Annotated in this window: 13 protein-coding genes; 8 read left to right on the top strand and 5 right to left on the bottom strand. The window is 38.1% G+C overall.

From position 1 onward, the window contains the following. A partial coding sequence (locus tag ACY65O_RS06115; protein WP_462219967.1) for a rhomboid family intramembrane serine protease occupies nt 1-611 on the top strand: 611 nt, incomplete at its 5' end. Nucleotides 612-629: 18 nt separating this feature from the next. Continuing rightward, entirely contained in the window at nt 630-1,091 is a 462-nt protein-coding gene (locus ACY65O_RS06110; RefSeq protein ID WP_462219966.1) for a YqgE/AlgH family protein, read from the top strand. 98 nt (nt 1,092-1,189) lie between these two features. Here the strand turns inward: ACY65O_RS06110 and ACY65O_RS06105 are convergent, their stop codons facing one another. Further along, the gene (locus tag ACY65O_RS06105) at nt 1,190-2,095 is read right to left on the bottom strand and encodes a histone deacetylase family protein (protein ID WP_462219965.1); all 906 of its coding nucleotides are present in this window, start codon (nt 2,093-2,095) and stop codon (nt 1,190-1,192) included. A 96-nt stretch (nt 2,096-2,191) separates the two neighbouring features. Continuing rightward, entirely contained in the window at nt 2,192-2,533 is a 342-nt protein-coding gene (locus ACY65O_RS06100; RefSeq protein WP_462219964.1) for an outer membrane protein assembly factor BamB family protein, read from the bottom strand. Nucleotides 2,534-2,704: 171 nt separating this feature from the next. Here ACY65O_RS06100 and ACY65O_RS06095 point away from each other — a divergent pair, with 171 nt between their 5' ends. Continuing rightward, nucleotides 2,705-3,535 carry a DUF2911 domain-containing protein gene (locus ACY65O_RS06095; protein ID WP_462219963.1) on the top strand — a complete coding sequence of 277 codons (831 nt, stop codon included), beginning with the start codon at nt 2,705-2,707 and terminating at the stop codon, nt 3,533-3,535. Nucleotides 3,536-3,750: 215 nt separating this feature from the next. Further along, nucleotides 3,751-4,464: an EcsC family protein gene (locus ACY65O_RS06090; protein WP_462219962.1), complete on the top strand. Its 714-nt coding sequence runs from the start codon at nt 3,751-3,753 to the stop codon at nt 4,462-4,464. Nucleotides 4,465-4,926: 462 nt separating this feature from the next. Here the strand turns inward: ACY65O_RS06090 and ACY65O_RS06085 are convergent, their stop codons facing one another. Then, nucleotides 4,927-5,562: a deoxynucleoside kinase gene (locus ACY65O_RS06085; RefSeq protein ID WP_462219961.1), complete on the bottom strand. Its 636-nt coding sequence runs from the start codon at nt 5,560-5,562 to the stop codon at nt 4,927-4,929. A 139-nt stretch (nt 5,563-5,701) separates the two neighbouring features. Further along, entirely contained in the window at nt 5,702-6,706 is a 1,005-nt protein-coding gene (trpS, locus tag ACY65O_RS06080; RefSeq protein ID WP_462219960.1) for a tryptophan--tRNA ligase, read from the bottom strand. Nucleotides 6,707-6,821: 115 nt separating this feature from the next. Here trpS and gatC point away from each other — a divergent pair, with 115 nt between their 5' ends. The 3 genes from gatC (at nt 6,822) to ACY65O_RS06065 (ending at nt 8,616) form a co-directional block, all read left to right on the top strand. Continuing rightward, nucleotides 6,822-7,112 (top strand): Asp-tRNA(Asn)/Glu-tRNA(Gln) amidotransferase subunit GatC, encoded by a 291-nt coding sequence (gene gatC, locus ACY65O_RS06075; RefSeq protein ID WP_462219959.1) that lies wholly within the window; start codon nt 6,822-6,824, stop codon nt 7,110-7,112. Between the two features lie 102 nt (nt 7,113-7,214). After that, complete coding sequence (locus ACY65O_RS06070; RefSeq protein ID WP_462219958.1) at nt 7,215-7,928, top strand: ABC transporter ATP-binding protein; 714 nt, start codon at nt 7,215-7,217, stop codon at nt 7,926-7,928. A 118-nt stretch (nt 7,929-8,046) separates the two neighbouring features. After that, a complete protein-coding gene (locus ACY65O_RS06065) occupies nt 8,047-8,616 on the top strand; it encodes a cob(I)yrinic acid a,c-diamide adenosyltransferase (protein WP_462219957.1) in 570 nt (189 codons plus the stop codon). Nucleotides 8,617-8,955: 339 nt separating this feature from the next. Here ACY65O_RS06065 and pafA read toward each other — a convergent pair whose 3' ends face one another. Next, nucleotides 8,956-10,572, bottom strand: a complete 1,617-nt coding sequence (pafA, locus tag ACY65O_RS06060) for an alkaline phosphatase PafA (protein WP_462219956.1) — start codon at nt 10,570-10,572, stop codon at nt 8,956-8,958. Between the two features lie 177 nt (nt 10,573-10,749). Here pafA and ACY65O_RS06055 point away from each other — a divergent pair, with 177 nt between their 5' ends. Continuing rightward, entirely contained in the window at nt 10,750-12,051 is a 1,302-nt protein-coding gene (locus tag ACY65O_RS06055) for an aminotransferase class I/II-fold pyridoxal phosphate-dependent enzyme (protein ID WP_462219955.1), read from the top strand. The last annotated feature ends 249 nt before the right edge of the window (nt 12,052-12,300 follow it).

Below are 12,300 nucleotides of genomic sequence, written 5' to 3'. Positions count from 1 at the left end.
CGTTAGGTGTGCTGCAATTTTTAATAATTTATTTTGCCAGCCTCATCGGCGGCAACCTGTTAAGTTTATTCATCAATAAAAATCATGGCGATTACAGTGCAGTGGGTGCTTCGGGTGCAGTATGCGGAATTATTTTTGCTTCTATTGCAGTATTTCCCGGCATGGGTATTGGATTTTTTGGATTACCATTTTCCATTCCGGGCTGGCTGTATGGCATTGTATATACAGCGTTTTCTATTTACGGCATTAAAAGTAAAAAAAATAATATTGGCCACGAAGCACATTTAGGCGGCGCATTAATTGGTATGGCTGTTGCGCTGTTAATGAATCCATCTGCCTTTATACAAAACTATGTTACCATTTTAATTATTGCTGTGCCTTCCGTTGCGTTTATTTATTTAATTATCACCAGGCCGCAAATTTTGCTGGTAGATAATTTTTATTTTAAAGCACATAACGATCATTACTCCATTGATCATAAATACAACCAGCAAAAAAATATGCAGCAGCAGAACATAGATAAAATTCTTGATAAAATAAGTAAAGCCGGTATAAACAGTTTGAGCAAAAAAGAAAAAGAAATGCTTAAAGAATATTCGAAAAAGAATTAAAATTTATTTTTAGCTTCCATGCACATCACCACCGGCACCATATTAAAAAGCACCCCATCAACAAATGATGCCAACTTTGAGCAGGCCATTATTTTTATTGCAGAGCATAACGAAAAAGGCGCCATGGGATTTGTAATAAATAAAAAATTTGCAAAGGCACTTAATGAGCTGGAAGAATTTAAACAATGTATTGCTTTTCCATTATATGAAGGTGGCCCAATAGACCAAGAGCATCTTTACTTTATACACCGCCGGCCGGATGTAATTGAAGGCGGCACACTAATCGCCAACTCCATTTACCTCGGCGGCAATTTTAAACAGGCGGTTACAAATCTTAATAATAAAACTATAGATGTAAACGATATAAAAATATTTATAGGTTATTGCGGTTGGGATTGTAATCAGCTGGAAGAAGAAGTGGCAGAAGGCAGTTGGATAATAGCTGATGCTGCAGAGCTAAATATTTTTAATACCAATTAAACATTGAATCTCTCCGATTAAAAAACTGTCAGGTTGGTTTAACCGAAAAATTAAATAACGCATTGTACTGCTTATTCAATGGTTTGCACCAACAACTCCTACTCAAAAAATATCTCCTGCGCCACACGAAAAGTATTACAATGTGCATCCACAATAATTTTCACATCAACGCTGTAGCCACCACCCATTGCAACTGTGCAGGGAATTTGCTGCTGCTTTAAAATATTAAAAACAAAAGTATCTCTCTGTTTGCAGCCCTGCAGCGTAACGTTTAATTTTCCGTAGCGGTCGGTATTTAAAATATCTACGCCGGATAAAAAAAATGCAAAATCGGGTTGTACTGTTTTTAATAACTGAGGTAAAGTGTTTTTTAAAATATTTAGGTAATTGGTTTCATCTGTACCATCGGGCAAAGGAATATCTAAATCACTTTTTTCTTTATGAAAAGGATAGTTATGCCCGCCATGCATACTAAAAGTAAATACACGGTTGTCGTTTTCAAAAATTTTAGCGGTGCCGTTTCCCTGGTGTACATCCAAATCGATAATGATAATTTTTGCAGCCAGTTTATTATGCAGTAAATAATTTGCGGCCACGGCCATATCGTTCAGCATACAAAAGCCTTCGCCCCTGTTGGCAAAAGCATGATGGGTGCCGCCTGCAACGTTCATGGCCACGCCATATTGCAAAGCATAATGGCAGCAATCGATAGTGCCCTGTGTTATTATTAACTCCCGCTGTGTTAATGCCTGCGATTGCGGAAAACCAATGCGGCGCTGCTCCTGCGCTGATAAGGTTTGCTGCTGCAATTTATCCAGCCATTCTTTTTCATGCGTCAGCAAAATAATTTCGTTGGTACAAACAGCGGGTATAAAAATATTTTCGGTTGTTATGCTTCCTTCATGTAAAAGCTGACCGGGTATCAATTCGTACTTCAGCATCGGAAAGCGATGGCCTTCGGGTAGCGGATGTGTATAGATGGGATGGTAGGCAATTTTTAACATGAAGTAAATAAAATAAAAAATGTTACCTGCTAATAATAAGGCAACATGCAACACAACAACAACAACGATAATAAAATGTTTTGTGCTAAATATATTTTACGCAGTTGCGGCCACAATTGCTGCAGCAGCAGCTGCACTTGCGGCGGCGGCACCTGCGGCTTCGTTATTGGCATTCGACATACTAACAAAACTATAGCCCCAGCCTTTCAATTCGTTTTTCCAAATTAAGGAACCATCTTTTGTACTCAGGCAAACCAAGATGCCGGCAGAGCCAATAAAAAGTTTGTCACCTTCAACAGTAATTTGCCCGTAGGTAAGTGTCATCTTGCTGGTGAGGTATTCCTTTAATTTTACTTCCCATACAATAGCACCGTCTTTTTTATTAATGGCGGCTACCCTGCCGTTTGATAAAACAAATAAATAGTCTTTCTGTTTCATGTTTTATGTTTTGCTATAAAAATATACAATAAAACGATTGACAGCATTTTTCAAAATAAATATTGCAGTACAACGATGGAAAGGGGATAAACTGCACATTACCCAGAAATAATTTTTTAAACTAACATCACATTTCCATATTACTTACATTTGCTGCTTAAAAATAATTATATGAAAAAAATAGCACTATTAGTAACTGCTGCTGTTGCATTAACTTTTGCCAATGCACAGCAATTAACTACACCGCAACCTTCGCCAACGCAAGTGGTAAAGCAAAATTTTGGTGTAGGTTTTATTGAATTAAATTACAGCCGTCCTGCAAAAAAAGACAGGAAAATTATGGGTGACCTTGTACCTTTTGGAAAAGTATGGCGTACAGGTGCCAACGCTGCCACCACACTTACTTTTAGCGAAGATGTAACCATTGGCGGAAAAGAAATTAAAGCGGGCAAATATGGTATGCTTACTATACCTGATGCAAAAAAATGGACCATCATTATTTCTAAAGATGTAAACGTAAGCCAGCCTGCAGATTACAAACCCGAAAATGATGTGGTACGTGTGGAAGCAGATGTAGTTGCTACGCCATTTACTGTAGAAAACTTTACTATTGCTTTTGCCAACATTACCGGCAGCAGTTGCAATGTGGAATTAATGTGGGAGAATACCTACCTGCAATTTCCTGTAACTACCGGCACCGATAAAAAAGTAATGGGCCAGATTGATAATTTAATGAACAAGGATAACAAACCTTATTTTAATGCTGCAGCTTATTACTATGATAATGGTAAGGATTTAAACCAGGCTTTAGGATGGGTAAACAAAGCTTTAGAAACTAACAAAGAAGCTTTTTGGATGTACATGTTAAAGGCTCGTATCCTTAAAAAAACTGGTGATAAAGCAGGCAGTAAAGCTGCGGCAATGATGACCAAAGATTTAGCTACCAAAGCTAAAAACGATGACTATGTAAAAATGGCTACTGAATTAATGGCTACTTTATAATTTACAAAAATTATTTTTTTCTGCTTCACCACATCTTTTGCTGTAATTTATTTTTACAGCAGGATGAGGTGAAGCAGATTTGTTTTTAAAGCAGTTATTTCTTCCCTTAAAATTTCCACCATCTAATCCATAACTTTACCAACTCACATCCATCATCCATCATACATCATACATCCTGCTCTTGGCTTAATACTTGCTGCAATCAATATTCAATCATGAATACTTACGATCAACAAGCACAAAAAGAATTAACTGCCTGGCAAAAGAAAATGCTGAGCAAACCTTCGCTGTTAAATAATCTGTCTAAAAAAATTCAGACCAAAATAAATACCTGGATACCCGAAAAAATACACAAGGCCATAACCGTGGCCATTAAACAAATGATACGGGGCGTTTTATTTGGTGCTGCACATACCACTGCCCAATCTTTATTAACGGGCAACCTGCAGCAGCGTGAAGAGGCCGTACAGAAAAAAATAGACTGGTACAGAAATACCGCAGCAGTGGAAGGCGGCATAACCGGTGCCGGTGGCATTTTACTGGGTCTTGCCGATTTTCCTATTTTAATTGGATTGAAAATAAAGTTGTTGTTTGATATTGCTGCCATTTATGGTTTTGATGTAAACGATTATAAAGAGCGGGTGTACCTGCTGCATATTTTTGAACTGTCTTTTTCCAGCGATGCACACCGAAAAAATATTTATATAAAAATGATTGACTGGGAAGAAAAGAGAAAAAATTTACCGGAAGATATTAACCAGTTTGACTGGAGAAATTTTCAACAGGAATACCGGGATTATATTGACCTTGCAAAAATGGCGCAGCTGGTTCCTGTAATTGGTGCACCGGTTGGTGTGCTGGTAAATTACCGCTTAATAAAAAAACTGGGTATTACTGCAATGAATGCTTACCGCATGAGAATACTTTAATTAATGTTAGTGAAACACAAACATTGGCTCTGGTAATAAAAATTACCAATCACATTGAATCTTTTCTCTTAAAAGCTGTCAGGTTGAGGTACTCATAAAAAAAAAATTAAGCTCTTTGCAAATGGCCGTGAGACTTTTTTCTCAGCTTCGCTGCGAAAGAAGGTTAGCCACGAAGGCGCAAAGGCACGAAGCAGAAAAAATGCTACGCATTTTTCTTTGTGCCTTCGGGCCTTTGTGGCTAAAATAATTTTTTGCAAAAAATTGTTTATCAATCTTTAAAAATACCTGTGATTAGTAGTTTGTCGAAACCGGGTTTAACGAAGTACATCGGCTTCGACAATCCTGATTGCAATTGGGACTGACACTCCGATAGAATCGTATTTTTTTATTTGCAAAGAAAAAAACAATATAAAGCTTTTGCATTTTACGCAAGAGAAAGATAAGTGAACCAGAAATCGTTTATTAAAACAGTCCAAACAACTTACTGTCTATACTGGTAATAATTTGCCCGAGGTGTTCTTCATTTTCGGCAAATTTATTTTTATCGGCATCAATAATTAATAACGGGCCTTCTTTATAATTATCAATAAAATTATTGTAGAATTCATTTAATTTTTTAAGATAATCCAGGCGGATATTTTCTTCGTACTCCCTGCCCCGCTTTTGTATTTGCGCCACTAAAGTTGGTACCGATGCTTTTAAATAAATAAGCAGATCGGGTGGTTGCACCATCGTTTTAAGTGTTTCGAAAAATTTGTAGTAATTATCAAAATCACGTTTGCCCATCAGGCCCATATCATGCAGGTTGGGTGCAAAAATATTAGCATCTTCATAAATCGTTCTATCCTGTATAACGGTTTCGGTGCCACGTTGTATTTCCAAAAGCTGGTTAAGGCGGCTGTTTAAAAAATATATCTGCAGGTTAAAACTCCACCTCGGCATGTCTTCGTAAAAATCGTTCAGGTAAGGGTTATGGTCCACATCTTCAAATTGCGGAATCCATTTGTAATGCTTGCTCAGCATTTCGGTTAATGTAGTTTTACCAGCACCAATATTTCCGGCTACTGCAATATGTTTTGGTTTTTTAGTTTTAGCCATGCCCCAATTCCGCCACGGCGGAGAATTTTAGTTTACAAATTTTTTTATTCCTCTTTCTTTTTCCAACAGTTGAAAGTAAGCAAACTTAACAATATCACAAATATAAAAATAGTTTTACCCCCCTTTGGGGATAGGGGCATCAGAAATATTTTAATCCCATCGCTTCTCTAACCAGTTGCATCGTTTCGCCGGCGCTTTTATTAGCTTTTGCTGCTCCCTGCTCCATTACCTGCTGTAAATATTTTTTATCGGGTAAAATGGTGTTTATTTTTTCCCTGATGGGTGCAATAAAATGCACCATATCTTCTCCTAATTGCTTTTTTAAATCGCCGTACCGTATGGTGCAATTGTTGAAGTCGCTTTCGTATTTAGCAATAACATCTGCGGCACAAACCAATTTCATCAACCCAAAAATATTTTCAATATAATCGGGTTTACTCGAATTCATTTCAGCAGGTCCGTTATCCGTTTTTGCTTTCATCACTTTTTTTCTTATTACATCATCTTCATCTGCCAAATATAAAGTGGCCATTTGGTTTTCGCTCTTGCTCATTTTACCGCTGCCATCTAAACTCGGCACTTTTACAAGGTCTTCATTATTATTATAAGCAACTGGCTCAGGAAAAGTTTCGTCATAACGGTGATTAAAACGGTGGGCAAAAGTTCGGGCCATTTCTAAATGCTGCTCCTGATCTTTTCCTACAGGAACATATTTGGCACGGTGCAAAAGAATATCTGCAGTTTGCAGCACCGGGTAAGTAAGCAAACCGGCATTTACATTTTCAGGATTTAATCTCACCTTATCTTTAAAAGTGGCAGTTTTTTCCAGCTCGCCTTTATACGCCAGCATATTCAAATACAAATACAATTCAGCGGTTTCGTGTACATGGCTCTGGCAATACAGCGCCACTTTATCCGGATCTAATCCGCAGGCAATATTTTCGGCTAAAACCCTTTCTACATTTTCTCTAAGTTCTTTTGTATCGGGGTGTGTAGTTAACGAATGCAGATCGGCCACCATAAAATAACAGTTAAACTGCTCCTGCATTTTTACATAATTGCGGATGGCCCCAAAGTAATTGCCCAAATGCAAAAAACCGGTGGGCCGGATGCCACTCATTACAATTTGTTTTGTTGCTGCCATAATTGGCGAAGATAATAAAAGCCAACAGGCAATTGACCATATGCAATAAAATAATTAAATGCCGCTCAAATAAAATCGCAAATGAGCAAATACAAAACTGAACTATATTTGTTTTATGGAAGTAAATGATGCATTGGTGGATAAATTGGCCAACCTGGCAAGGCTGCAGTTTAACGATACTGAAAAAGAAAGTATTAAAAACGACCTGCAGCGCATGATTAAATTTGTAGAAAAATTAAATGAATTGGATACTACCGGTGTAGAGCCTTTACTGCACATGAGTGAGCAGGTAAATATTTTAAGAGATGATGAAGTAAAAGGAAGCATCAGCCGGGCAGAAGGATTGCAAAATGCGCCGGTGCATGATGAGGAATTTTTTAAAGTACCGAAAGTAATAAAGAAATAAGTTTAGAATATTGGGTTTAGACGTTTAGGGTTTAGAAGTTTAGAAAACTGTCAACCTAAACACCTCTAAACCCCTAAACATCTAAACCCTAAACAAAAAAATATGCAGGGAATTATTCATTTAGAAAACATACGCAAAAGTTATTATCTCGGTAAGCAGGAACTGCAGGTACTTAAGGGAATTAGTATTGATGTATTTAAAAATGAGTACGTGGCATTAATGGGCCCCAGCGGCAGTGGCAAATCTACCTTAATGAATATTTTGGGTTGCCTGGATAGCCCGAGTGGTGGCAAATACATTTTAAATGGTAAAGATGTAAGCCGCATGCCCGATAACGATTTGGCAGAAGTACGCAACCAGGAAATTGGATTTGTGTTTCAGCAATTTAATTTATTACCAAGGTTAACGGCATTGGAAAATGTGGCATTGCCATTAGTGTACAGCGGCATCAGCAAAAAAGAAAGAACAGAAAGAGCGATGGAAGTAATGGTAAAAGTAAAATTAGACGACCGCAGCCATCATAAACCAAACGAACTGAGTGGTGGCCAATGCCAACGTGTTGCAATTGCCCGTGCATTGATCAATAATCCTTCTATAATTTTAGCTGATGAGCCTACCGGTAATTTAGACAGTAAAACCAGTTACGAAATAATGGATATTTTAGGTAAGATACATACCGAAGGCAACACCGTAATTTTAGTAACACACGAAGAAGATATTTCGATGTTTGCCCACAGGGTAATACGGTTAAGAGATGGCATCATTGAAACTGATAAACAAAATGCAAGCCCGGCAACTATTGCTCAACCGGTGTAAAGCTCCCCTCCCGCCGCAGCGGAGAACTAAACAGTATTATTTTTGTTACATTATTTATTTACTTTCAATTTTGAAAAATTATTTATAAAATATAAATTCTCCTCTGGAGAATAGCAGTATGGCATTTAAAATTTATACAAAAACAGGCGACCTTGGTAAAACAAGTTTAATTGGCGGAACAAAAGTTGCTAAAAGTCATATTCGTATTGAAAGTTATGGTACGGTAGATGAATTAAACAGTTATGTGGGATTAGTGAGCGACAATATAAATGATGAGCACACAAAAATTATTTTAAAAGAAATACAGGACAGGCTTTTTACCATCGGCTCCTCTTTAGCCTGCGACCCCGATAAAGAACCGCTGATGAAAATACCCGATTTAAAAGAAGAAGATATTGTGCTGCTGGAAAAAGAAATTGATTTTATGAACGAAACATTACCGGCAATGAAATCTTTTATTTTGCCCGGCGGGCATGTGGCTGTATCTACGGCTCATGTTGCCCGTTGTGTTTGCCGCCGTGCCGAAAGATTGTGTGTTAACATGCAGCAGCACGAAATATTTGTTGAACCTCTTGTAATAAAATACCTTAACCGTTTAAGCGATTATCTTTTTGTATTAGCAAGATTTATCGGGCATTTATTAGGTGTTACAGAAATTGCGTGGAAGCCCAGGATTAAGAACCCCTAAATCCCTGCCGAAATTAATCGTATTGGCGTCAAGTTAGGAAGCCTCATAGAGGCGATATATCAGTAGCAATTAGGTAGCTATTGTTTGCAAAGCCCCATAGGGGCGGTATATTGAAGCAAAGGTGTTGCGAAAAAAAACATGCCGCCCCGATGGGGCTTACCAGAAATAAAAAATGAAATTATTTCTACTGATATTTCGCCCCAAATGGGGCTTTGGCAAAAGGTTTTATTAAATGCCGGATAAAATTAATTTAATACTAAGGCAAAATAATCTGGATAAATTATCCGAGACTTTGAATCCTTCATCAACATTCAACTTTTAGCCTTCAACTTTCAACCTTTATTTCACTGCCTCAGTTATAACTTTCCCCACGCAACCATTAGGCATTTGTATCTGCAGCATTGCAGCAATTGTTGGTGCAATGTCGGTCATATATATTTCCCGGTTGGTTTTGCCGGGCTTTACGCCCCAGCCAAAAAATACACAGGGTATATGTGCATCGTAAGGGTTCCATAATCCATGTGTAGTACCTTTATTCCATCCATCAAAATAACCGGGCTTAAAAGTAAATTGTATATCGCCGCTGCGTTTTACATTATAGCCGTTAGTAATCATTTGTTTTTGCGGCTCCGGCAAGGCAGCTTCCTGTATTTTATCCAGCTCAAAAGCATTAATAATAAAATCTTTTTCTTTTAAAGCATCAATTACAAAATGTATCACCTCGTTTACATTTTTTTCTTTATCAATAATATTTTTTTTGTTTAAATACACCTGGTAATTCATTACCGTTTTTATGGCGCTTTTAACGGCAAATTTTTCTTCAATACGTTTATTTAATTCGTTAACAATATCGCCATCTTCAAAAGTACCACCGGGTATTTTATGTTCTTTTAAAAAAGCAGGTATGTGTGCCACACCATGGTCGGCAGATAAAAATAACAGGTAGTTTCCCTTACCCATTTTTGTATCTAAATAAATTAAAAAGTTTTCGATGTCTTTATCCAAACGCAAATACGTGTCTTCCATTTCTATACTGTTGGGGCCAAAAGCATGGCCAATATAATCGGTAGAAGAAATGCTCACTGCTAAAAAATCTGTGACAGTATTTTTTCCCAACCTTTCACTTTCTATTGCAGCTTTTGCAAAATCTAAAGTGTAGGTATTGGCAAAAGGTGTAGTTCTAAAAGCTTCGTATTTATCATTGGCACCAATGGCAGAAAGTTTATGCGGAAACACTACCGTTTTTTCTCCCCTGATAGTATTTTCATAGACCTTATCATCAGCTGTACTTAAATCGTATTTGTTTAAGGGCAACAAAGTATTCCAGTCGGTAGCCATCCATTTGCCCGGCACATCTTTATCGTTATAGGCAGTAACCCATGTGGGTAATGCAGTCATGTAATGTGTACTCGTAATCCATTTACCGGCATCGTACCAGTACGCCGCATTGGCACTGTGGCCTGCAGGCAAAATTGCACCACGGTCTTTTAAAGCAATGCCAATCACTTTACTTTTAAAATTATTGCTCAGTCTTAATTCATCGGTAATGGTGGTAGTCCACATATTTGCAGGGCTCATCTTGCCTGCCCTTCCATTGTTGCCCACCGTATTTACAGTAGAATCATCGGTACAGTACACAAATTTCTCTGCAGTTTTATCGTACCAGTTATTACCGGCAATACCGTTTATTGCGGGTACGCTGCCGGTATAAATGCAGCTGTGCCCGGGTGCCGTGTAGGTGGGCATATAAGGTATCATTGTATTTTCTGCAGTAAAACCATCTTTCAATAATCTTTTAAAACCGCCGCTGCCATACAGGTTGCTGTAGCGGTATAAATAATCCCAGCGCATCTGGTCAATTACCAGGCCCACTACTAATTTGGGTTTATTATTTTGGGCAATACCACTTATCCAACCCATTAATAAAATCAAACTAAAAAAAAGCTTGCGTACCATGAAATATTTTTTTGTAAATATACAATGGGCACCCAATATTCTGCTTAACAAAAGCAAACGTTTACGTTTATTCATGTTATCATTATATGACCTTAAACATAACCGACATAGTTATTTTACCCCGTTTTGTACAAACATTTAATTACTGTATTTTTGCGCCACAAATAAAACAATATAATGGCAGACATTTTTGAAAGACTACTGAACAACTACGGCCCTATTGGTCAGCACAGGGAAAGAGCACACGGATACTTTGCCTTCCCTAAATTAGAAGGAGAAATTGGAAGCCGGATGCAGTTTAGAGGTAAAGATGTAATTGTATGGAGCCTTAATAATTATTTAGGCCTGGCCAACCACCCCGAAGTGCGTAAGGCAGATGCCGAAGGTGCAGCCGATTACGGATTGGCCGCCCCCATGGGTGCAAGAATGATGAGTGGCAACAGCAATTTACACGAACAATTAGAAAGTGAACTGGCTGCTTTTGTAGAAAAAGAAGACGCCGCCTTATTAAATTTTGGCTACCAGGGCATGGTGAGTGTTATAGATGTGTTGTGCAGCCGCCACGATGTAATTGTATATGATGCCGAAAGCCATGCCTGTATTATTGATGGCCTGCGTTTGCATGCCGGGCACCGCTATGTTTTTAAACATAACGATCTGGCCGATTTAGAAAAACAATTGCAACGTTCTGCGGCTTTAATTGAAAAACAAGGCGCCGGTGGTATTTTATTAATTACCGAAGGGGTGTTTGGTATGGCCGGCGACCAGGGTAAACTAAAAGAAATTGCTGCCTTAAAAGATAAATACGATTTTCGTTTGTTGGTTGATGATGCCCATGGCTTTGGTACTTTAGGTGCAACCGGCGCAGGTGCAGGCGAAGAGCAGGGCATACAGGATAAAATTGATCTGTACTTTTCCACCTTTGCAAAATCAATGGCTTCCATTGGTGCGTTTATTGCCGGCGACAGAAAAATTGTAGATTATATCCGTTACAACATCCGCTCACAAATATTTGCAAAGAGTTTGCCCATGCCGTTAGTAGTGGGTAATTTAAAGCGGTTGGAATTATTGCGTAACCATCCCGAGCTTAAAGAAAAATTGTGGAGCAATGCCATGAAATTGCAAAAAGGTTTAACAGAAAGAGGTTTCGATATTGGTAAAACAGATTCGGTTGTAACACCTGTGTACATGAAAGGCGGCGTGGAAGAAGCTACTGCCATGGCCATGGACCTTAGAGAGAACTACAGCATTTTTGCTTCTATTGTGGTATATCCCGTAATACCAAAAGGGCATATTATTTACCGCCTTATCCCTTCGGCAGTACATACCGACGAAGACATTGAATTAACCTTAAATGCCTTTAGCGAAACCAAGAAAAAATTAGTTGCCGGCCAGTATAAATCCGAGCAAATACCCGACATGGCCGAATACAGCGGCAAACGTTTTGAATACATGAAGGTGAAGACGAAGAATAAATAATTTTTGTTTTGGTAAATATTTTTAAATCCTGCTTTTTAAAGAGTGGGATTTTTTTTTGACCAGAGTTTGGTAATGCTATTTTGTTTCGGTGGTATGGCCTAAGGCGAGACATTCTTCAGCCACATATCTTTATTGGGCTTTTATTTGCGTAACTGTGAATGCAAAAAACAAGAAAACCATTTTAATATACTTTCGTATTTTCAATTGTCGCTAAAAAACAATTTAAAAAAAGAAAGTTAATAACTTTCG

The organism is Ferruginibacter sp., from assembly GCF_031430955.1.
Classification (GTDB): domain Bacteria; phylum Bacteroidota; class Bacteroidia; order Chitinophagales; family Chitinophagaceae; genus Ferruginibacter.
The sequence above is the reverse complement of the archived record's forward strand: the minus strand, read 5'-3'. Positions and strand labels throughout refer to the sequence as shown.